This is a genomic window from Micromonospora sp. C28ISP2-4 (assembly GCF_030519385.1).
GTDB lineage: Bacteria > Actinomycetota > Actinomycetes > Mycobacteriales > Micromonosporaceae > Micromonospora > Micromonospora tulbaghiae.
In genome coordinates this window covers 53,724-74,197 of record NZ_JAUMKG010000007.1, presented here as the reverse complement: position 1 = coordinate 74,197, position 20,474 = coordinate 53,724, and the positions used below count along the sequence as shown (strand labels likewise).

Annotated in this window: 19 protein-coding genes and 1 pseudogene; 7 read left to right on the top strand and 13 right to left on the bottom strand. The window is 74.4% G+C overall.

Annotated features, from left to right (window positions below; all coding sequences use genetic code 11):
* Positions 1-522 precede the first annotated feature (522 nt).
* Positions 523-3,534: pseudogene (locus Q3W68_RS23830) on the bottom strand (bifunctional [glutamine synthetase] adenylyltransferase/[glutamine synthetase]-adenylyl-L-tyrosine phosphorylase); the annotation flags it as partial.
* Positions 3,535-3,536: 2 nt separating this feature from the next.
* Entirely contained in the window at positions 3,537-4,304 is a 768-nt protein-coding gene (locus Q3W68_RS23825; RefSeq protein WP_302907584.1) for a type 1 glutamine amidotransferase, read from the bottom strand.
* Between the two features lie 58 nt (positions 4,305-4,362).
* Here Q3W68_RS23825 and Q3W68_RS23820 point away from each other — a divergent pair, with 58 nt between their 5' ends.
* The gene (locus Q3W68_RS23820) at positions 4,363-5,292 is read left to right on the top strand and encodes an LD-carboxypeptidase (RefSeq protein ID WP_302907930.1); all 930 of its coding nucleotides are present in this window, start codon (positions 4,363-4,365) and stop codon (positions 5,290-5,292) included.
* 103 nt (positions 5,293-5,395) lie between these two features.
* On the opposite strand, the gene Q3W68_RS23815 is transcribed toward Q3W68_RS23820, so the two are convergent.
* Positions 5,396-6,310 (bottom strand): virginiamycin B lyase, encoded by a 915-nt coding sequence (locus Q3W68_RS23815; RefSeq protein ID WP_302907583.1) that lies wholly within the window; start codon positions 6,308-6,310, stop codon positions 5,396-5,398.
* A 181-nt stretch (positions 6,311-6,491) separates the two neighbouring features.
* Between Q3W68_RS23815 and Q3W68_RS23810 the strand changes: the two genes are divergently transcribed.
* Positions 6,492-7,016 (top strand): hypothetical protein, encoded by a 525-nt coding sequence (locus Q3W68_RS23810; RefSeq protein WP_302907582.1) that lies wholly within the window; start codon positions 6,492-6,494, stop codon positions 7,014-7,016.
* 148 nt (positions 7,017-7,164) lie between these two features.
* Here the strand turns inward: Q3W68_RS23810 and Q3W68_RS23805 are convergent, their stop codons facing one another.
* From Q3W68_RS23805 to glnA, 4 genes are all read right to left on the bottom strand, one after another.
* Positions 7,165-7,521, bottom strand: coding sequence for a VOC family protein (locus tag Q3W68_RS23805; RefSeq protein WP_135241395.1), 357 nt, complete (start codon positions 7,519-7,521; stop codon positions 7,165-7,167).
* A 97-nt stretch (positions 7,522-7,618) separates the two neighbouring features.
* Positions 7,619-8,311 carry a YafY family protein gene (locus tag Q3W68_RS23800; RefSeq protein ID WP_302907581.1) on the bottom strand — a complete coding sequence of 231 codons (693 nt, stop codon included), beginning with the start codon at positions 8,309-8,311 and terminating at the stop codon, positions 7,619-7,621.
* Between the two features lie 32 nt (positions 8,312-8,343).
* Positions 8,344-8,769, bottom strand: coding sequence for a DUF350 domain-containing protein (locus Q3W68_RS23795; protein WP_302907580.1), 426 nt, complete (start codon positions 8,767-8,769; stop codon positions 8,344-8,346).
* Positions 8,770-8,849: 80 nt separating this feature from the next.
* Positions 8,850-10,199 carry a type I glutamate--ammonia ligase gene (gene glnA, locus Q3W68_RS23790; protein ID WP_302907579.1) on the bottom strand — a complete coding sequence of 450 codons (1,350 nt, stop codon included), beginning with the start codon at positions 10,197-10,199 and terminating at the stop codon, positions 8,850-8,852.
* Positions 10,200-10,403: 204 nt separating this feature from the next.
* On the opposite strand from glnA, the gene Q3W68_RS23785 reads away from it, so the two are divergent.
* Positions 10,404-12,164 carry an NAD+ synthase gene (locus Q3W68_RS23785; RefSeq protein WP_302907578.1) on the top strand — a complete coding sequence of 587 codons (1,761 nt, stop codon included), beginning with the start codon at positions 10,404-10,406 and terminating at the stop codon, positions 12,162-12,164.
* A gap of 118 nt (positions 12,165-12,282) precedes the next feature.
* A complete protein-coding gene (gene panB, locus Q3W68_RS23780) occupies positions 12,283-13,128 on the top strand; it encodes a 3-methyl-2-oxobutanoate hydroxymethyltransferase (protein WP_302907577.1) in 846 nt (281 codons plus the stop codon).
* 107 nt (positions 13,129-13,235) lie between these two features.
* Here the strand turns inward: panB and npdG are convergent, their stop codons facing one another.
* The 4 genes from npdG to Q3W68_RS23760 all read right to left on the bottom strand — a co-directional run bounded on the left by npdG (position 13,236) and on the right by Q3W68_RS23760 (position 16,561).
* The gene (npdG, locus tag Q3W68_RS23775; protein ID WP_302907576.1) at positions 13,236-13,934 is read right to left on the bottom strand and encodes an NADPH-dependent F420 reductase; all 699 of its coding nucleotides are present in this window, start codon (positions 13,932-13,934) and stop codon (positions 13,236-13,238) included.
* 66 nt (positions 13,935-14,000) lie between these two features.
* Positions 14,001-15,437, bottom strand: a complete 1,437-nt coding sequence (locus Q3W68_RS23770) for an RNB domain-containing ribonuclease (protein WP_302907575.1) — start codon at positions 15,435-15,437, stop codon at positions 14,001-14,003.
* Between the two features lie 62 nt (positions 15,438-15,499).
* On the bottom strand, positions 15,500-16,279 hold the full coding sequence (locus Q3W68_RS23765; RefSeq protein WP_302907574.1) for a histone: 780 nt from the start codon (positions 16,277-16,279) through the stop codon (positions 15,500-15,502).
* Positions 16,280-16,357: 78 nt separating this feature from the next.
* On the bottom strand, positions 16,358-16,561 hold the full coding sequence (locus Q3W68_RS23760) for a hypothetical protein (RefSeq protein WP_030273123.1): 204 nt from the start codon (positions 16,559-16,561) through the stop codon (positions 16,358-16,360).
* A 182-nt stretch (positions 16,562-16,743) separates the two neighbouring features.
* Here Q3W68_RS23760 and Q3W68_RS23755 point away from each other — a divergent pair, with 182 nt between their 5' ends.
* On the top strand, positions 16,744-18,018 hold the full coding sequence (locus tag Q3W68_RS23755; RefSeq protein WP_302907573.1) for a M48 family metallopeptidase: 1,275 nt from the start codon (positions 16,744-16,746) through the stop codon (positions 18,016-18,018).
* A gap of 3 nt (positions 18,019-18,021) precedes the next feature.
* Here Q3W68_RS23755 and Q3W68_RS23750 read toward each other — a convergent pair whose 3' ends face one another.
* Both Q3W68_RS23750 and Q3W68_RS23745 read right to left on the bottom strand, forming a co-directional pair.
* Positions 18,022-18,987 carry a hypothetical protein gene (locus Q3W68_RS23750; RefSeq protein ID WP_302907572.1) on the bottom strand — a complete coding sequence of 322 codons (966 nt, stop codon included), beginning with the start codon at positions 18,985-18,987 and terminating at the stop codon, positions 18,022-18,024.
* Positions 18,981-19,304 carry a PadR family transcriptional regulator gene (locus Q3W68_RS23745; protein WP_302907571.1) on the bottom strand — a complete coding sequence of 108 codons (324 nt, stop codon included), beginning with the start codon at positions 19,302-19,304 and terminating at the stop codon, positions 18,981-18,983. The genes Q3W68_RS23750 and Q3W68_RS23745 overlap by 7 nt, the downstream gene beginning before the upstream one ends.
* 238 nt (positions 19,305-19,542) lie before the next feature.
* Between Q3W68_RS23745 and Q3W68_RS23740 the strand changes: the two genes are divergently transcribed.
* Both Q3W68_RS23740 and Q3W68_RS23735 read left to right on the top strand, forming a co-directional pair.
* Positions 19,543-19,914, top strand: coding sequence for a hypothetical protein (locus Q3W68_RS23740; protein WP_030504201.1), 372 nt, complete (start codon positions 19,543-19,545; stop codon positions 19,912-19,914).
* On the top strand, positions 19,911-20,396 hold the full coding sequence (locus Q3W68_RS23735) for a roadblock/LC7 domain-containing protein (RefSeq protein ID WP_302907570.1): 486 nt from the start codon (positions 19,911-19,913) through the stop codon (positions 20,394-20,396). The genes Q3W68_RS23740 and Q3W68_RS23735 overlap by 4 nt, the downstream gene beginning before the upstream one ends.
* The last annotated feature ends 78 nt before the right edge of the window (positions 20,397-20,474 follow it).

Genomic DNA, 20,474 nt, shown 5'->3' with positions numbered 1-20,474 from the left:
CGGCCGACAACGCGGTGCAGTACGTGGCGGTGCCCGACGCCGAGTTCTCCTGGGTGGGGGGCGTCGGAGGCCGGCTCGTGAGTCAGGCCAGCCGTACCTGACCGAGGTCTGGTCGGATCGGCTGCACTGGAAGCTATGCGGTCTGCCGAGCCACGCCGCTCGTCGGTGCACCGGGCGAGCTGGTGCGCCAGGACGGCGCCTCGATCACGATCCGCGCCCCGCCGCCCGGCCCCGATCCCGATCCGGGTACGCCACGACCGCTGGCTGTCAGCCTCGGCGCCACAGTCAGCCGAGGACGGCGTGGACCACCGTGACAGTCCCCCGAGGGGCACCTACACCCTCCAAGCTGACCCCGCTCCCCCGGGCTCTCCCCCTGCCCCCGTCGATCTTGCAGTTGCAGCCCCTCGGAGCCAGGATATGCCCTTTCGTCGGGGCCATAAGTGCAAGATCGACGCCGAGGGGCGGGGCCGGGCGAGGGAGAGGGCGGGAGGGCGAGGCGAGGGAGGGTGGGCTACAGGGGGACTCCAGGATTCGCTGGACGACTGTGCGGGAGTGGCGGCCGGTGCGCAGGTACTCGTCGAGGAACTCGCCCTGGTCCTCGCGTCCCAGCAGCCGCACCACCCCGGCCAGCTCCACCCCGTGCCGGGGCAACTGGTCGCCGGCCCGGCCGCGTACCAGCATCAGCGCGTCCCGCACCTCGGCGGCGAGCGTCCAGCCGGCGGCCAGCTCGGCGGCGTCGGAGGGGTCGAGCAGTCCGGCGTCGCGGGCGGCGGCGAGGGCGTCGAGCGTACGGGTGCCGCGCAGCGCGGGCACCTGACCGGCGTACCGGAGCTGGAGCAACTGCACCGCCCACTCGACGTCGGCCAGACCGCCCCGGCCCAGCTTGGTGTGGGTGGCCGGGTCGGCGCCGCGGGGCAGCCGCTCGGTCTCCACCCGCGCCTTGATCCGGCGGATCTCGACCACCTGCTCGCGGCTCAGCCCCTCGGCCGGGTAGCGCACCGGCTCGATCATGGCCTCGAACTCGGCGCCCAGGTCGGCGTCGCCGCAGACGAACCGGGCCCGCAGCAGCGCCTGCGCCTCCCACACCCGGGACCAGCGCGCGTAGTACTGGGCGTACGCGGCGAGGCTGCGGACCAGCGGGCCCTGCCGGCCCTCGGGACGCAGGTCGGCGTCGACACCCAGCGGCGGGTCGGGGGCGGGCGCGGACAGCAGCCGGCGCAGCTCCTCGGCGACGGCGTGTGCCGCGGCGCTCGCCGCGCTCTCCTCCACCCCGGGCGGCGGGTCGTAGACGAACAGCACGTCGGCGTCGGAGAGGTAGTTGGACTCGTACCCGCCGAGGCGGCCCATGCCGATCACCGCGAAGCGGAGGCCGGGCGGTCCGGGGTGGACTGTACGGGCGGCGCGCAGCGCGGCGGCCAGCGTGGCGTCGGCGACGTGCGACAACGCGGTGCCGACCGCAGTCACGTCCACCACTGTGGGCCGGCGTTCCCCGCCGCCGACGGGGCGGGGCGTGAGCGGGGCGAGCGAACCGGCGCGGCTGAGCACGTCGGCGGCGGCGATCCGGACCAGTTCCCGGCGGCGCAGCGCGCGCACCGCCCGGATCGCCTCGACCGGGTCGTCGTGGCGGGCGGCGGCAGCGGCGAAGCCTTCGACGAGCGTCTCCCGTGGACGCGGCGTCAGTTCGCTGTCCTCGGCGAGCAGCCGCAACGCCTCCGGCTCGCGGGCCAGCAGGTCGGCCGCGTACTTGGACGACGACAGCACCCGGGCCAGCCGGCGCGCGACCGGACCGGAGTCACGCAGCAGGCGCAGATACCACGGTGTGCTGCCGAGCTTGTCCGACACCTGCCGGTAGTTGAGCAGACCGCGGTCCGGCTCGGGGGCGTCGGCGAACTCGTCGAGCAGCACCGGCAGCAGCGTGCGCTGGATGGCGGCGGTGCGGCTGACCCCGCCGGTGAGCGCCTGGAGGTGCCGCAGCGCGCCGGCCGGGTCGGCGAAGCCGAGCACTTCGAGGCGGTGCCGCGCCGCCTCGGGCGTCAGGCGCAGCCCTTCGGCCGGCACCCGGGCCACGGATTCCAGCAGCGGCCGGTAGAGCAGTTTGGCGTGCAGCCGGCGTACCTCGGTGGCGTGGGTGACCCACTCGGCGCGGAACTCCTCGACGGCGCTGCGCCCCGGCGTGGCCGCATAGCCGAGCGCGGCGGCGAGCCAGCGCAGCGCGGCCGGTTCGGTCGGCACGGTGTGGGTACGGCGCAGGGCCTGGAGCTGGAGCCGGTGCTCGACGGCGCGCAGGAACCGGTAGCCGCGCAGCAGCGCCTCCCCGTCGGCGCGGCCCACGTAGCCGCCGGCGACGAGCGCGCGCAGCGCCGGCACGGTGCCGGGCACCCGCAGCGACTCGTCGCCCCGGCCGTGCACGAGCTGGAGCAGTTGGACGGCGAACTCGATGTCGCGCAGCCCGCCCGGACCGCGCTTGATCTCGCGTTCCAGCTCCTTCGGCGGCACGTTGTCGAGGATCTTGCGGCGCATGGACCGGACGTCCTCGACCGCCTCCGGGCGTTCGGCGGCGGTCCACACGAGCGGGGCCAGCGCGTCGATCCACTCCTTGGCCAGTTCCAGGTCGCCGGCCGCCGGGCGGGCCTTGAGCAGCGCCTGGAACTCCCAGGTGCGGGCCCAGCGCTTGTAGTAGGCGAGGTGGCTGGCGAGCGTGCGGACCAGCGGCCCCCGGTTGCCCTCGGGTCGCAGCGCCGCGTCGACCGGCCAGGCCACCAGCCCGCAGATCTGGATCAGCCGGGTGGCGATCTGGGTCGCGGCGGGCAGGTCGTCGTCGGTCGCGGAGACGAAGATGACGTCGACGTCGGAGACGTAGTTCAGCTCGTCGCCACCGCACTTGCCCATCGCCACCACGGCGAGGCGGGGGCGCGGCGTGCCCTCGGGCAGCTCGTCGGCGGCGATGTCGTAGGCGGCGGCCAGCGTGGCGTCGGCCAGCCCGGACAGCGCCGCCATGGTCTGCTCCAGGCCGCGCCCGCCGGTCAGGTCGGCCGCCGCGATCCGCAGCAGCGCGAGCCGGTACGCCTGCCGCAGCAGCGGGACCGCGCCGGTCACGGTGGTCAGCCGCGCGGCGACGCTCAGGTCGAGCCGCCCGTCCGCGGTGGGGGCGAGGCCGTCCGGCTCGGTCGCCAGCACGGCCCACTGCCCGGGGTTGGCGACCAGGTGGTCGCCGAGCGCGGAGGAGGCGCCGAGCACCGCGATCAGCCGGCGGCGCAGGCCGGGGTCGGCGGCCAGGGCGTCGCGTACGGCCACCTCGTCGCCGGAGCGTCGCTCCTCCTCCACCAGCCGGTGCAGCTGACGCAGGGCCAGGTCCGGGTCGGCGGCGCGGGACAGCGCGGCGAGCAGCTCGGCGGCGCTTTCGTCAGCGGGTTCCTGGGTGTCGGGCCGCCACAGGGCGAGCCCGTCCGGGCCGAGCAGGTCGGCGGCGCGGGTGGCGCCGTCGCCCTCGGCGAATCCGTAGCGGGCCAGGCGCCCGCGGACCGGCCGGGTCACCGTCAGGCCCCGAGCAGCGGCAGGCTGCGACGTGGGTTGTCGTCGCCGAGTTCGCCGAGCGCGAGCGCGGCGAACCGGATCGCGAACGGCTGCCACGCCTCCTCGACGTCGGCCATCACCCGGTCGCAGGCGGCCACCACCAGCTCCGGGTCGTAGCCCAGCTCGGCCAGCACGGCCGAGTCGCGGGACCACTCGGCGATCATCGCGGTGTCGCACTCGATGTGGAACTGCAGCCCCCAGGCCCGGTCGCCGAGGCGGAACGCCTGGTGCGGGTAGCGGGTGGACGCGGCGAGCAGCGTCGCGCCGTGCGGCAGCTCGGTGATCTCGTCGGCGTGCCACTGGAGCACGTCGGGCATCAACGGCACGTACCGGAACAGCGGGTCGTCCTCGGCGGCGTCACGCCGGCCGACGAGCGCCGGGCCGACCTCCGGGCCGGACGTGCTGCGCTCGACCCGGCCGGCGTGCGCGGTGGCCAGCAGTTGCGCGCCGAGGCAGACGGCGAGCGTGGGCACCCGCCCGCGGACCGCCTTGCGCAGCAGCCCCTCAAGCGCCGGGAACCAGGGTGCGCCGGGCGCGCCGTCGGGCCCCGGGTAGGCCTGCTGGTCGCCGCCGAGCACCACGAGCGCGGCGTACCCCTCCAGGTCGGCGGGGAGCGGGTCACCGGCGTGCGGACGCAGCACGCGCAGCTCCAGGCCCCCTTCGGTGAGCCACTCCCCCAGGCGGCGGAGGTCGTCGGTCGGGTCGTTCTCGATCACCAGCGCGGTCGCCACGACGTCGAGGCTAACCGGTGCGGCCGACAGGGCACGGTCCGGCAGGCCCTAGGCTCCGATCGTGCCTGACGACTGCCTGCGCCCACCGGCCCTGCGTCCCGGCGACGCGGTGATGCTGGTGTCCCCGTCCGGGCCGACCCGTCCCGAACGGGTGGCCCGCGGCATCGAGCTGCTCACCGGCTGGGGGCTGCGGCCGGTGCCCGCGCCGAACGCGTACGCCAGGCGGGGTTACCTGGCCGGCGACGACGCGCTGCGGGCGGCGGACCTGAACGCCGCGTTCGCCGACCCGGAGATCCGCGGGGTGATCTGCACCCGGGGCGGTTACGGCGCGCAGCGGGTGGTCGACCTGATCGACATGGCAGCGGTTCGCCGGGACCCGAAGGTGGTGGCCGGGTTCTCCGACATCACCGCGTTGCAGTTCGCGCTCTGGCGGGGCGCCCGGCTGGCCGGGGTGCACGGGCCGGGCGCCGCGTGGCGGGACGAGCGCACGCCGATCCGCTCGGCGGAGTCGCTGCACGCCGCGCTGACCAGCGCCGAGCCGGTCACGGTGGAGGCGGTGGAGGCGGAGGAGACGTACCCGGTGCGGGTGCCCGGCCGGGCCGAGGGCCGGCTGATCGGCGGCAACCTGTGTCTGATCACCGCGTCCGTCGGCACGCCGGACATGCCCGACCTGACCGGGGCGATCCTGCTGGTCGAGGAGGTGCAGGAGCCTCCGTACAAGATCGACCGGATGCTCACCCACCTGCGCCGCTGCGGCGCGCTGGACGGGATCGCCGGGGTGGCGGTCGGCCAGTTCACCGAGTGCGCGGACGGCTGGGACACCACTGTCGTGGACGTGCTCACCGACCGCCTGGGCGACCTCGGCGTGCCGGTCCTCGGCGGCCTGCCCATCGGCCACGGCCCGGGTCAGCTCACCGTCCCGGTGAACACCCCCGCCACCCTGGACGCCACCACCGGCACCCTGACAGTGACCGCCGCCGTCCGCTGACCCCGAGCCCCGGCCCCGGCCCCGGCCCCGGCCCCGGCCCCGGCCCCGGCGATCATGAAGTTGGCGGCGGTTTGAAGATCCACAGCTGCCGCTAACTTCATGATCAACGCAGTGAGGGCGGGGTGGGCAGGGTGGGTGGGGTGAGGTGGGCTACGGCGCCGATCTCCAGGGCCGCCCAGACCGCACCGTCCGGGGTGACCGTGAGGCCGTGGGGTTCGGACGCCGGCGTGGGCAGGGCGTGGGCGGTGATGTGGCCGTCGGGGTCCACGTGGCCGATGCGGTTGGCGCCCCACTCGGTGAACCAGCACCCGCCGGCCGGGGCCGCGACGATCGCGTGCGGGCGGGCCGTCCGGTCCGGCAACGGAATCTCGTCGATCCGCCCGTCCGGCGTGATCCGGCCGAGCTGCCCGGCGGCGATCTCGACGAACCAGAGCGCGCCGTCGCCGCCGCGGGTGATGCCGACCGGCCCGGCCGCCTCGGTGGGCAGCGGATGCACTGTCACCTTCCCGTCCAGGTCGACCCGGGCGATCGCGTTCGCCTGGTTGAGCGTGAGCCAGAGCGCGTCGTCCGGCCCGGCCACCAGCATCGACGCGAAGCTCTTGGGCACCGGCAGCGGGAAGGTCGTGACCTCGCCGTCGACGCTCACCCGGCCGACCGTGTCGTCGCTCATGCCGGCGTACCAGAGGGCGCCGTCCGCACCTGCCGCCAGCCCGCAGGGGCCGCAGCCGGGCGGCAGCGCCACCGCGCCGGTCTCGCCGTCGACGGTGATCCGGCCGAGCCGGTCGTCGCCCGAGCGGGTGTACCAGAGCGCGCCGTCGGGGCCGCCGACGATGATCAGCGGACGGCTGCCGGGTGGGTCGTCGCGGTAGGTCCGTACCTCACCGTCGAGGCCGAGCCGGGCGACGCCGCCGGAGCCGGCCAGCGTCAGCCAGAGCGCGCCGTCGGGCCCGACAGTGATCGAGTACGGCCCGGAGCCCGGCCCGGTGAGCGGGATCTCGCGGATGGCGGGCTGTGTCATCGAGTGGCCTTTCGTCGGGTTTCGCCCAGCCTCGCGGGCGCCGGAGCGCTCCGGCAACACGAATAATTCGGGCCTTCCGGACGGGATTGCCAGCTCGCTGACAGGTTCGCCACGGGTTGCCCCCAGTTCCGGCGGCCACTGTCGGTGATGTCATCGCACCACCACCGAACAGGAGAAACGCATGATCCGCACGATGTCGAAGAAGCGCCTGCTGGTCGGCCTGGCCGCCGCCGGTGTGCTCGGCGTCGGGATCGCCGCCCCGACGGTGGCGCTCGCCGACGACAAGAGCCCGAACCCGTCTTCGAGCGCCAACAGCACGGACCAGGGTGACGACCGCCGCCAGAAGCACGCCGACCGGCAGGCCGAGTTCGCCGAGGCGCTCGCGAAGGAGCTGGGCGTCCCGACCGACAAGGTGACCGCGGCGCTGGAGAAGCTGCACGAGCAGCGGCAGGGCGACCGCCCGGAGCGGCCGGAGCGGCCGTCGGCCGAGGACCGGCAGGCCGCGCTGAAGGAGCGGCTGGACCAGGCCGTCACCGACGGCAAGCTCACCCAGGAGCAGGCCGACGCGGTGCTCAAGGCCGCCGAGGCGGGCGTGTTCCCGGGCCCGGGCAAGGGCGGCCCGGACGGCAAGCCCGGCCACCACAAGGGCGGCGACCGGCCCGAGCAGGGTGCCGACGCCGAGCAGCAGGGCCAGGGCGGCAAGTGACCCGGTGACCCGCCGCCCCTCACCGGCCGTTCCCTCCTCCTGGCCGGACCCGAGCGGGGTCACCCACGGTGGCGGTGCCCGGACGGGCACCGCCACCGCGCCGCCCCGGATGCCGCCGTCCCGGTCGGGGACAACCGCACCGGACCGCTCAGCCCTCGGCGGGCGGGGTGAAGACGCCGAGCAGGTTGCCCGACGGGTCGCGCAACAGGGCACGTACGAGTCCGATCGGCGTGGTCACCGGCGCCGTCAGTACGGTCCCGCCGGTCGCCTCCGCCCGGCGGCAGGTCTCCGCGACGTCCGCGACCTCGGCGTAGAAGATCGCGTAGTTGCCGGCGTCGGTGTCCCGGACCGCGCCGCCGATCCCCCGCTGCCCACCGGCCGCCGTCTGCCGGTACGGGCCGCTCTGCTCCTCGAAACTCCAGCCGAACAGCTCGGAGTAGAACCGCTGCACCTCGTCCGGGCGGTCGGAGCCGATCTCGAACCAGGTCACGGGCGTGCTGGACATGCTTCCTCCTGAGATTCGCGCCGGCGGTCGGCCGGCGTCGTCAGGATTCAGCGTGCTACCGGTGCACGACACCGTCCTGTCGGTGTTTCCACCCGGATCAGACCAAGGTGAGCGGGCGCACCCGGTCGACCGGCACGTCGAGGTCCCCGGGACGCAGCTCCCGGGTGACCGGCTCGGCCAGCGGGTGCACCGAGGCGATGCGGTCGGTGCGGAAGCAGCGCACCCCGTCGCGCAGCCGGCACCAGGCGACGAGGTACCAGTGCACCGAGTTGCCCAGGTAGGCCAGCGGCTCCACGTCGCGCAGCGAATCGGCGCCGCCGCGGTCGGCGTACCGCAGGCGCAGCACCCGCCCGGCGTCGACCGCGTCGGCGACGGCGGCCGGGACGGGCGTGCCCGGCCCGTCGCCGACCAGGTGCACCCGGCCGGCGAGCCGGTGCGCCTCGGCCACCGCGGCCGGTGGCATCACCGCGACCAGCTTGCGCAGCGCGGCGCCCGCCGCCGAGGCGAACGGGGAAGCGCCGAGCCGGTGCAGCGCGACGGCCATCGCCACCGCCTCGGCCGGTGTCAGGTTGACCGGCGGCAACGTGCGTGCGCGGTCGACCACGTAGCCGCCGGTGCGGCCCGGCTCGGCCCAGATCGGCACGCCGGCGCCCTGCAACGCGGAGATGTCGCGCTCGACGGTGCGGGTGCTGACCTCGAAGCGGCGGGCGAGCCAGCTCGCGCTGCGCGGGCGCGGCGAGACCGCCCGCAGTTCCTCGACCAGGGCGTAGAGACGGTCGGTGCGGTTCACACCCGGAAGCTAACCCGGGGGTACGACACCGCTCAGGCGATGCAGGCGCAGACGATGAGCGCGGCGCCGAAGTGGGTGGCGGCGCTGACCCGGGCCGCCGGGTGCGGCTCGTCGGCGGCGATGACGTCGCCCAGCTTGCCCGGGGTGAGCAGATCCAGCACCAGGAACGCGAGCGCCATCACCAGCAGGCCGACCAGGCCGAAGACCACTGTGGACGCTAGCCCCTTGGCGAACGAGCTGTAGCTGGTCAGTACGGCGGTGAAGACGATGCCGGCGATGCCGAGCTGATTGGCGGCGAGCAGCAGCGCGGCGTTGCCGTTGCGGCGTACCCAGATCAGCTCCCGCAGCTTGCCCGGGGTGAGCAGGTCCACCAGCAGGAATCCGGCGGCCATCAGCGCCACCCCGACGATCCCGAACACGATGCTCTGCCACGCCCCGTCGAGCAGATCTCCCAGCACCAACGCCTCCCCGGCTCACGCCGCCCGGCGGAGGTGCCGGGGCGGTGCCGCAGACGATAGCGGCACCGCGCCAGCGTGATCTAGAGCGAGAGGTAGCGCTGCCGCTCGTACGGGGTGACCTCGCGGCGGTACTGCTCCCACTCGGAGCGCTTGTTGCGCAGGAAGAAGTCGAAGACGTGCTCGCCGAGCACCTCGGCCACCAGCTCGGAACCGGCCATCACGTCGATCGCCTCGGCCAGGTTCTCCGGCAGCGCCTCGTAGCCCATGGCGCGGCGCTCGGCGCTGCTCAGCGACCAGACGTCGTCCTCGGCGCCCGGGGGCAGCTCGTAGCCCTCCTCGATGCCCTTGAGGCCGGCGCCGAGCATCACCGCGAACGCCAGGTAGGGGTTGGTCGCGGAGTCCAGCGAGCGGACCTCGACGCGGGCCGAGTTCGGCTTGCCGTACGCGGGCACCCGCACCAGCGCGGACCGGTTCAGGTGACCCCAGCAGACGTACGCGGGGCTCTCGGTGATCCGGTCCGGCAGTGCCTGCGGGAACAGCCGCTTGTACGAGTTGACCCACTGGTTGGTGACGGCGGTGTACTCCCGGGCGTGGGTGAGCAGCCCGGCGATGAACGACTTCGCGACCTTGGAGAGCTTCATCGGGTCGCCGGCGTCGTGGAACGCGTTGCGCTCCCCCTCGAACAGCGACAGGTGGGTGTGCATGCCGCTGCCCGGCTGGTCGGTGAACGGCTTCGGCATGAAGCTGGCCTGCACGCCGGTGGAGAGCGCGACCTCCTTCACCACGTGCCGGAACGTCATGATGTTGTCGGCGGTGGTGAGCGCGTCGGCGTAGCGCAGGTCGATCTCCTGCTGGCCGGGGGCGACCTCGTGGTGGCTGTACTCCACCGAGATGCCGATGCGCTCCAGCGCCAGCACGGCCTGGCGGCGGAAGTCCCGCGCCACGGCGTGCGTGGTGTGCTCGAAGTAGCCGCCGGTGTCCACCGGGGTGGGCAACGAGCCGTCCTGCGGGCCGTTCTCCAGCAGGAAGAACTCGATCTCCGGGTGGGTGTAGAAGGTGAAGCCCTTGTCGGCGGCCCGGGAGAGCATCCGGCGCAGCACGTGCCGCGGGTCGGCCCAGGACGGGCTGCCGTCGGGCAGCGAGATGTCGCAGAACATCCGGGCGCTCTCGCCGCTGACCCCGCCCTCGAACGGGAAGACCTGGAACGTGGTCGGGTCCGGCATCGCCACCATGTCCGACTCGAAGACCCGGGCGAAGCCCTCGATCGCGGAGCCGTCGAACCCGATGCCCTCGTCGAAGGCCGCCTCCAGCTCCGCCGGGGCCACCGAGACGCTCTTGAGCGTGCCGAGCACATCGGTGAACCACAGCCGGACGAAACGGATGTCCCGCTCTTCCAGCGTGCGGAGGACGAACTCCTGCTGACGGTCCACTTCCACCCCTCGTGACACGTACGTCCGCACCGGTCGGGCCGGCCCGGCCTGACCGCCCAGTCTCCACCGGGCTCGTTACGCCGACGTTACGCCCTCCCCGGCCGGCCGTCCCGCCGTGTCCACGGGGCTGGGACGCGCGGGCCGCGGTACCCGTCTGCCGCAACCGGTCGGATTCGGCCCGGAAGGCTGGGGGAAGATGGAGACATGCCCAACCTGCGTCTCGCCCTGTGCCAGGTCAACCCGACGGTAGGCGACCTCGCCGGCAACGCCGGCCTGGTCCGTACGTGGACCCGCCGGGCCGCCGACGCCGGCGCCCAGCTCGTCCTGTTCCCCGAGCTGATGCTCACCGGTTACCCGGTCGAGGACCTGGTGTTCCGCCGCTCGTTCGTGGCCGCGTCCCGCGCCGCGCTGCACCGGCTCGCCGCCGACCTGGCCGCCGACGGCCTCGGTGACCTGCCGGTCCTGGTCGGCTACCTGGACGCGGACGGCCCCCCGCAGGTCAGCTCCGACGCCCAGCCGGGCAAGGGCGCCCGCAACGCGGCGGCGGTGCTGCACCGGGGCGAGGTGGTGGCCACCTACTTCAAGCACCACCTGCCCAACTACGGCGTCTTCGACGAGGACCGCTACTTCGTCCCCGGCGACACGCTCACAGTGGTGCGCGTGGGCGGGGTCGACGTGGCGCTGACCATCTGCGAGGACCTGTGGCAGGCCGGCGGCCCGTTCGCGGTGGCCCGGGAGGCCGGCGTCGGGCTGGTGCTGAGCATCAACGGCTCGCCGTACGAGCTGAACAAGGACGACGTGCGGCTGCCGCTGGTACGCCGGCGCGCCGCCGAGGCCGGGGCCGCCATCGCGTACGTGAACATGGTCGGCGGCCAGGACGAGCTGGTCTACGACGGCGACTCGATGATCGTCGCCGCGGACGGCACGCTGCTGACCCGGGCGCCGCAGTTCGTCGAGCACCTGCTGGTGCACGACCTGGAGCTGCCGGCGGCGGCCGAGGCGCCGGGCGGGGCCGGCGCGCTGAGCGACGGGATGCGGGTGGTCCGCCACGAGATCCCGGCGATCCCGGCCGCGCCGACCGGCCCGGCGGCCGACGGCGGGATCATCGAGCCGGTCGCCGACGAGGCCGAGGTGTGGCACGCGCTGGTGCTGGGCCTGCGCGACTACGTCGACAAGAACCGCTTCCCCTCGGTGGTGCTCGGCCTGTCCGGCGGCATCGACTCGGCGGTGGCGGCGGCCATCGCTGTGGACGCGGTCGGCCCGGAGCGGGTCGTCGGCGTCTCGATGCCCAGCCAGCACTCCTCCGAGCACTCCCGCACCGACGCCGAGGACCTGGCGAAGCGCACCGGCCTGGACTACCGGGTCGAGCCGATCCAGCCGATGGTGGACACGTTCCTGGCGAACATGTCGCTGTCCGGGGTGGCGGTGGAGAACCTCCAGGCCCGGGTACGCGGCGTGATCCTCATGGCGCTGTCGAACCAGGAGGGCCACCTGGTGCTCACCACCGGCAACAAGAGCGAGCTGGCGGTGGGTTACTCGACGCTGTACGGCGACTCGGTGGGCGGCTACAACCCGGTCAAGGACGTCTGGAAGACGCTCGTGTGGCGGCTGGCGAAGTGGCGCAACTCCGACGCGGTACGGCGCGGGCAGACGCCGCCGATCCCGGAGAACTCGATCGGCAAGCCGCCGTCGGCGGAGCTGAGCCCGGGCCAGCTCGACAGCGACACGCTGCCCGACTACGACGTGCTCGATCCGATCCTGATCGGCTACGTCGACGGCGACCTGGGCCGCGACGGCCTGGTCGAGTCCGGCCACGACCCGGCAGTGGTGGACAAGGTGCTGCGGATGGTGGATACCGCCGAGTACAAGCGACGGCAGTCGGCGCCCGGCACCAAGATCTCCATGAAGGCGTTCGGGCGGGACCGGCGGCTGCCGATCACCAACCGGTGGCGCGAGGACGGCTGACCGCTCCCCGGCCGGGGAGTGACATCCTCCACTCCGACCTGCCCGCGGCCCGCCGCCCGGTGCGACGATCGCGGGGAACCCGGGGACCGCGTGCGCGGCCTCGAGGAAGGAGATTGTCATGGTGGAGTCCACCCCGGCCGAGGTGACCGCCCTCTACGGCGGGCCGGCCACCCGGCGGGTACGCACCCGCGACCTGATCGCCGCCAAGGAGCGCGGCGAGCGGTGGGCGATGCTCACCTCGTACGACCAGTACACGGCCTCGATCTTCGACCAGGCGGGGATCCCGGTGCTGCTGGTCGGCGACTCGGCGGCGAACAACGTCTTCGGCTACGAGACCACGCTGCCGGTGACCGCCGAGGAGCTGCTGCCGCTGGTGCGTGCCGTGGTACGGGCCACGAAGCACTCGCTGATCGTCGGTGACCTGCCGTTCGGCTCGTACGAGGAAGGGCCGGCGCAGGCGCTGCGCACCGCGGTGCGGTTCATGAAGGAGGGCGGCTGCCACGCGGTGAAGCTGGAGGGCGGACGGCGCTGCGCCGCCCAGATCGAGGCGATCACCGGCGCCGGCATCCCGGTGATGGCGCACATCGGTTTCACCCCGCAGAGCGAGCACACGCTCGGCGGCTACCGGGTGCAGGGCCGGGGCGAGGCGGCCGAGGAGGTGCTCGCCGACGCGCGGGCGGTGGCCGAGGCGGGCGCGTTCGCGGTGGTGCTGGAGATGGTGCCGGGCGAGGTGGCCAAGCGGGTCACCGCCGAGCTGTCCATCCCCACCGTCGGCATCGGGGCCGGCCCGGACACCGACGGGCAGGTGCTGGTCTGGCAGGACATGGCCGGGCTGCGTACCGGCCGGGCGCCGCGCTTCGTGAAGCGCTACGCCGACCTGGCGGGCGCGCTCACCGACGCCACCCGCCGGTTCGCCGACGAGGTACGCGGCGGCGAGTTCCCGGCGGCCGAACACACGTTCTGAGCTGTAAGGAAGGGCCCCTTCTTAACGCCTCGCGTAGAGGAGGGGCCCCTTCTTAACCACGCGCCACCACCGCGGCAGCGCGCCCCGCGCAAGCGGCGGCGCGGCGTTCAGAGGTCGGTGACCCGGATGCCGGCGTGCGCCTTGTAGCGCTTGTTGATCGCGATCAGGTTGGCGGTGAACGCCTCGATCTGGTGGGCGTTGCGCAGCCGCCCGGCGTAGATGCCCCGCATGCCGGGGATCCGCGCGGCCAGCGCGCCGACCACGCCCACGAGTTCCCGGTCCTCGGTGCAGATCAGCACGTCCAGGTCGATCCGGTCGATCTCCGGGTCGGCCAGCAGCGGCGCGCTGACGTGGTTGAACGCGGCGCACACCCGGGACTCGGGCAGCAGCGCGGCGGCCTGCTGCACGGCGCTGCCCTCGGCGACGGTGAGCGCGTACGGGCCCTGCTTGTCGAAGCCGAGCGGGTTGACGCAGTCCACCACGATCTTGCCGGCCAGCGGTTCGGCGAGAGCGGCGACGGTGGCCGCGTGACCGTCCCACGGCACCGCCACGATCACCACGTCGCTGCGCCGCGCGACGTCCTCGTTGTCGCCGCCGGAGACGACGGCGCCCTCCGGCAGGTGGGGCAGGGCGGCGATCTCGGCGGCGGCCTGGCCGGCCCGCTCCGCGGTGCGGGAACCGATCAGCACGGTCTGCCCGGCCCGGGCGAACCGGTAGGCGAGACCCCGTCCCTGGTCGCCGGTGCCACCGATGATGCCGACGGTCAGCCCGGAGACGTCGGGCAGCGTGGTCGCGTCGTAAGCCATGGGCTCATCCTCGCAAAGCGCGGCGGCGTGCGGTGCATCCCGATGCTGTGACAATCGCCGCGCTGGTCAGGCCCGTTCGAAGGCGACCCGGCGCTGGACCGGGTCGGCGACGGTGAGCCGGACCCGGACGCGTTCGCCGAGCGGCAGCTCGCCGGTGCAGCGGGCGCGCACCGGCGGCTCGTCGAGCGCGATGGTGCCGCCGGGTGGGCGGCCGGGACGGCCGTTGCCCGCCGGGCGCGGTTCGTCCACGTCGAGCACCGCCGCCTCGAACGTCTCCCCCACCCGGTGCGCGAGCAGCACCGCCTCCGCCAGTTCCACGGCGCCCCGGGTGGCGGCGCCCGCGGTGCGGTCGGTCGCGGCCATCACCTCGGGCAGCTTCGGCAGCGCGGCCCGGACCTGCTCGGGCACCTCCCGGCCCTCGTGCAGGGCCAGGCAGACCTCGGTGGCGTAGCGGTCGGCCAGCCGGCGCAGCGGCGCCGTGACATGCGCGTACGCGGCGCCCACCCCGCCGTGTTCGAGCTGCTCGGGCAGCTCGCCGTCGAAGGCGGTGTACGCGGCGCCGCGCATCAGCTCGGCGGCCTGGTCGACGAAGGCGGCCACCCGGGGATGGGAGGTGTCCAGCCCGTCGAGCACCTGGCCCACGGGTGTGCCGTCCGGCCAGGGCACGCCGAGCGGGCCGGCGGCGAGCCGCAGCCGCTCGACCGCCTCCGGGCGAGGGCGGGGCATCGTGCGCAGCAGCCCGATCCGGCCGGCCAGCATGATGTCGGCAGCGGCCATGCCGGTCAGCAGCGAGATCTGCGCGTTGTGCTCCTCCATCGGGCCGGGGCCGCGCAGCACCAGCCGCCAGCCGTCGCCGTCGGGCTCGACGTCCTGCTCGGGCAGCGGCAGGTTGATCGCGCCCCGGCTCAGACCACGCGCGGTGAGCAGCGCCCCGATCTCCGGCAGCAGGGCGATCGGCTCGGGCAGCCGGCCGGCGTCGGCGTCGCGCTGCACGCCGCCGTAGTCGAGCTTGGCCCGGCTGCGCACCAGCGCCCGCTCCAGCGTGACAGCGACGGTGCCGCCGTCGGCGTCCAGGTCGACGGTCCAGAGCACGGCGGCCCGGTCGGCGTCGGGCAGCAGGCTGGCCGCTCCCTCGCTGAGCGTGTGCGGGTGCAGCGGCACGTTGCCGTCGGGCAGGTAGACCGTCTGCCCCCGGCGCCACGTCTCGGCCTCCAGGTCACCGCCGAGGCGTACGTGGGTCAGGACGTCCGCGATCGCGTACCGGACGCGGTAGCCGCCGCCGGGACGGCGGGTGAGGTGCATGGCCTGGTCGAGGTCGCGGGAGGTCGCCGGGTCGACGGTGACGAACGGGATGTCGGTCCGGTCGGCGACCGCCGGTGGCGGCGCGGCGGCGGCCGCGTCGGCCTCGCGCTGCGCCGCGGCCGGGAAGCTTTCGGGCAGTCCCAGCTCGCGGCGCAGCGCGCCGAAGTCGATACGGGGCGCCAGTACGCGTCGGATCACCACGCGGTCAATCCTGACAGCGCCCCGCACGTTCCGCTCCCCGGGAGGGAGCGGTGTCCGTGGCGTCAGGCGCGGCGGGTCGACGCCTTGCGTGCGGTGGTGCTCTTCGCGGCGGTGGTCTTGCGGGCCGGCGCCTTCTTGGCGGCGGTGGTCTTCTTCGCCGTGGTGGTGGACTTGCGCGCGGTGGTGGTCTTGCGCGCGGGCGCCTTCTTCGCCGCCGCCTTGCGCGCGGTGGGACGCGTCGAGGCGGTGGTCTTCTTCGCCGGCGCCTTCTTCGCCGGCGCCTTCTTCGCCGCTGTGGTCTTCTTGGCGGCGGTGGTCTTCTTCGCCGCCGAGGTGACCTTCCGCGCGCCGGTGGTCTTCTTGGCCGCCGTCGTCTTCTTCGCCGCCGTCGTCTTGCGGGCCGGCGCCTTCTTGGCGGCCGCCGTGGTCCGGGCCGTCGTGGTCTTCCGGGCCGCTGTGGTCTTCTTCGCCGCCGCCGTCTTCTTCGCCGCCGCCGTCTTCTTGGCCGCCGTGGTCTTCTTCGCTGTGGTCTTCTTCGCCGTGGTCTTCTTGGCCGGTGCGCTCTTGGCGGTGGCCCGGCCGGCCGGCGCCGTACGGCCCGCGGTCTTCTTCGCCGCCGTCCTGCTGGTGGTGGCCTTGGTGGCGGGCGCCTTGCGGGCCGCCGACACGACCTTCCTGGCGGCTGCCTTCTTGGCCGCCGCCTTCTTCGCCGGTGTCCGCCCGGCGCCGGCGCCCGAGGCGTTCGGCGACGCCTTGGTGACCGTCGTCGTCCTGCCCGCGGCGGTCCTCTTCGCGGTCGTCCGTTTCGCGGCCGGGCGGGTGGCCTGCTGTGCTTCGGCCATCTCGGTTCCCTTTCCTGGGGACGTGCTCCCGCCCTCGCGGGAGCACGGATCACCTCGACGCGGGCCCTCCCGCGCCGTCTAGCGGCCCTCCCCGGCCCAACGGGCGTCCTCGGCGTCCCACGCGTCGTTCCGCTCCCGCACCGTCTGCAGGGCGTTGTCCGCGTCGGCGGCTGAGGCGTACGGTCCGAGAACGTGCTTGGCGGGGCACACGTCGGCATCGGTCTCGACCCGGTGGTGTCGCGTGCACCAGTAGTAGTGCCCACCACTTCCGTCGTCGCTCATGCGATCACTGTGCACCGGGAACCGCCCGGCCGCCACCGGAACGGCACAAATAGTCACGTCCTTCTCCACGTTAGACCTGGTCGGGGCGGTTGCGGCGGGGAACGGCGGAAGACCCGGGGATGCCCGCACTCGTCCGAACGGCCGGTACCGGCGCGGGTGGGAACCGGACAGGATCGGCGCTCGTGATCACCACGACGACGGGCACGGGGGCCTGTCCGCGATGCGGCGCGACGCCGGTGTCGCTGGACGGGGCGTTGCCCTGGTGTGCCGGCTGCGACTGGAACCTCGACACCTACGACGCGCGCCGCCAGCCGCCGGAGTTCGGCTGGTCCTGGGTCGACCGGCGGACCCACCGGCTCGCCGCGCGGCTCACCCGCCAGCAGTACGCCACCCTGGTCGGCCGCTCGCTGGAGTCGACCGGGCCGGGGTTCACCGGCGTGCTCGTCGCCGGCGTATCGGTGCTGCTCCTGGCCGGCGTGGCGGGACTCGCAGTGGCCGGGGTGTGGCTGCTGTTCGCGTACCCCTTCCCGAACCTCGCGGTGGTCGGCGGCGTGGCGCTCATCGCGCTCGCGGTGGCGCTGCGGCCGCGTTTCGGCCGGCTCGACCGGGACCTGGACGTGCTCACCGAACGGGAGGCGCCGCAGCTGCACGCCCTGGTCCGGGAGGTGGCCGCAGCGGTGGGCGCGCCGATGCCCCACGTGATCGGCGTCGACGGCGACATCAACGCGTACGCGACGTCGGTGGGACTGCGCCGGCGGCGCGTGCTCGGCCTCGGGCTGCCGCTGTGGGGCGCCCTGGACGGACCGGCACGGGTCGCGCTGCTGGGCCACGAGTTGGGCCACTTCGTCAACGGCGACGTACGCCGGGGGCCGGTGACCCAGCCGGCGCTGACCATGCTCGGCAACGCCGCCGACCTGTTCCGGCCCCGGGGCGGGTCCGACGGCGGCGGGCTGCTGGTGATGGTCGGCGAGTGGCTCGGGCACCTGGCGTCCTGGACGCTGTCGCGGCTGCTGTTCGCCGGGCACGTGGTGCTCGTCGCCACCGCGCTGCGGGAGAGCCAGCGCGCCGAGTACCTGGCCGACGAGATGGCCGCCCGCGCCGCCGGCACGGCGGGCGCGACCCGGCTGCTGGACACGCTGCTGCGGACCGACTCGGTGGCCACCGCGGTGCGCAACGCGGTGCGCGGCGGCCACGGGCCGGACACGTGGCGGGTGGAGACGGGGCGCGCGCTGGACGCGGCGGCCGGGCGGCTGTCGCTGGAACGCCAGCTCACCCTCCGGGAGGACACCTCGCTGTTCGCCACCCACCCGCCGACCGGCCTGCGGCACCGGATGCTCGGGGCGCGGCCCTGGCAGGACCCGGCGGTGACGCTCACCGAGGAACGGGCCGCGCGGATCGACGCCGAGCTGGCGCGGCACTACGAGCGGGCCGGCCGGGCCCTGAGCTGGAACGTCTGACCGTCACGCGGGTGCCGGGACGGGCTCCGGACCGGGTGCGGCGGCGGGCGCCGGGCGGGCCGCCGCGATCGCGTACGCCAGGGCGTAGGGCGTGCTGGCCAGGTGGAACATCGGCTCGACGAGCACCCGGTCGGTGATGAGGAACCGTTCCCACCCGGTCGGCCGGGGCAGCCCGAACGACGAGTCGGTCCAGCAGGTGAACAGCCAGAGCGGCGCGGAGATCCGGTCCACCGAGTCCGGCGGCAGACCGTCCGCCACGGGTGCGGTGGCCGGGATCGAGGTGACCACCGCGAGCACCACCGCCGCGTCGGCGGCCACCAGCGCGCCGAGCACCCCGGCCAGCCACGCGGCCCGGGCCCGGCCCGTCCGCGCCAGCACCCCGGCGGCCCACAGCGCCGTCGTGAGCAGCGCCAGCCAGAGCAGCAGCCCGGGCACGGCCTCCCACACCCGGCTCTCACCTCGCGCGGCGAGCAGCGCGAGCGTCGCGGTCACAGTCGCGGTGATCGGCAGCACCACGCCGAGCGCGGTGGGCAGCGCCCCCACGCGTACGGTCCGGCGTGCGGCGCGGGTGACGACGAGCGCGAGGGCCACGCCGAGCAGCGCGGTGAGCGCCGACCAGGTGGGCAGCTGCGCGGCGGCGGCCCACGGCACGCGCATCTCCAGCCACCCGTGGGCCAGGCCCATCACAGCGCCCGCGAGCACGAGGACCGCGGCGCAGGCCGGCGGCGCGAGCAGCAACACCCCTGCGGTACGCCCCAGCCGCCGCGACCCGGCCCGGCCGGTCAGTGGCGTGGCCGCCCGACCGGCGGCCAGGCTCGCGGCGAACCGGAGCATCCCCCACCGCCGGCCGGTCCGGGCCAGCTCGTGCAGTTCGGCGGCCCACTCCCGGGCCAGGTCGGCACGCAGCTGCGCCGGCCAGCGGCGCACCGCGACCCGCAGCAGCAGCGCCGCCACCCGCCGGGTCACCACGCCGGTGCCCCGGCCGGGTCCGTACCGGGACGTTCGGCGGGTACGACGGCGCGCAGCTCGGCCAGTGCCAGCCGGGCCGAGCGGATGCCCTCGCCGGTCAGCCGGTAGTAGCGGCGGGCCGGGCGGCCGGCGGTGACCGGGTCGACGTCCTCCCAGTCGGCGGCGAGCCAGCCGGCGCCCTGGAGGCGGTGCAGCACCGGGTAGAGCGTTCCGCTGGACAGGCCGGTGAGCCGCATCAGGTCGAGGCCGTAGCGCGGCGCCTCGGGCTCGGCGAGCAGCGCCGAGAGCACCTTCGCCACCGGAACGGTCAGTCGCACGGGCGTACTCTATCGGAACTCTACATAGGGTGGCGCACTGTCGTAGCAGGACAAACGGTGATCGGCAATGGGACGCCGTGGTCCCTTTGCCGGGACCGGCGGCCGGTCCGGCAGGGACCGCTCAGGTGGATCACCAGCGGTCCGGATGCAGGCCGGGACTCCATATGCGAGCCTCGACGGACCGAATCCGCTGCCGCCCGCTCCGGCGGACAGCGGCCCGAGCTGGGGAGAGAAAATCGTGGGCAACCTTGACATCGCGCTGAAGAACGCGATGAACATCGACGGCGCGATCGGGGCCGCGCTCGTCGACTACACAAGTGGCATGACCCTCGGCGTCGCCGGGGGCACCGGCGAGATCGACCTGACGGTCGCCGCCGCCGGCAACACCGACGTCGTACGCGCCAAGCTGCGCACCATCGAGATGCTCAAGCTCGACGACGAGATCGAGGACATCCTGATCACGCTCGGCAGCCAGTACCACCTGATCCGTCCGCTGAGCAACCGCACCGGCAAGGGCCTGTTCCTCTACCTGATGGTGAGCAAGAGCCGGGCCAACCTCGCGATGGCGCGGCACCAACTGCGCATGATCGAGGAGAGCCTGGAACTGTGAGCCGGGTGGACGACCTCCCCCGCCGTACGCGCGCGCAGGCCGGCACCCTGCCGCCGCCACGGGAGCTCCCGCAGTCGCTGGCCGGCAACCCGGCGCTGCCGTACCCGGCCATCAGCCAGGAACTCTCCGCGCTGCGGTTGCAGATCCCCGGCGTGCACGGCTGCGTCCTCGGCGGCGTCGACGGCCTGCTCGTCACGCACAACCTGCAGAATGGCGCCGACCCGGACGACCTGGCCGCGCTCGCCGCCACCATGTACGGGCTCGGCCGCCAGGTCGGGTCGCGGCTCGGGCAGGGCGACTTCCAGCAGTCCACCGTGCGCAACGCGGGCGGCTACCTCAGCGTGTACGCGATCAACGGGCAGGCGCTGCTCGCCGTGATCGGCACGGACAGCATCAACGTGGCGCGGCTGCACCTGCACGCCCCGACCGCAGCGGCCCGGCTCGCCGAACTGCTCGACGGCGCCGCTCCGGCCACGTCCTGACGTACGCCGGTCGTCCCGGTCCCACCCGTCCGGACCGGAGGCGGCCGGCGTACCCCGGGGTTTTCGCTGTTGTCGCGC

Coding starts and splice junctions, on each gene's coding strand:
- Q3W68_RS23785 (WP_302907578.1), top strand. CDS start 10,404: ATGCCCAACCTGCGTCTCGCCCTGTGCCAGGTCAACCCGACGGTAGGC.
- npdG (WP_302907576.1), bottom strand. CDS start 13,934: ATGGCTTACGACGCGACCACGCTGCCCGACGTCTCCGGGCTGACCGTC.
- panB (WP_302907577.1), top strand. CDS start 12,283: ATGGTGGAGTCCACCCCGGCCGAGGTGACCGCCCTCTACGGCGGGCCG.
- Q3W68_RS23765 (WP_302907574.1), bottom strand. CDS start 16,279: ATGGCCGAAGCACAGCAGGCCACCCGCCCGGCCGCGAAACGGACGACC.
- Q3W68_RS23805 (WP_135241395.1), bottom strand. CDS start 7,521: ATGTCCAGCACGCCCGTGACCTGGTTCGAGATCGGCTCCGACCGCCCG.
- Q3W68_RS23815 (WP_302907583.1), bottom strand. CDS start 6,310: ATGACACAGCCCGCCATCCGCGAGATCCCGCTCACCGGGCCGGGCTCC.
- Q3W68_RS23760 (WP_030273123.1), bottom strand. CDS start 16,561: ATGAGCGACGACGGAAGTGGTGGGCACTACTACTGGTGCACGCGACAC.
- Q3W68_RS23810 (WP_302907582.1), top strand. CDS start 6,492: ATGATCCGCACGATGTCGAAGAAGCGCCTGCTGGTCGGCCTGGCCGCC.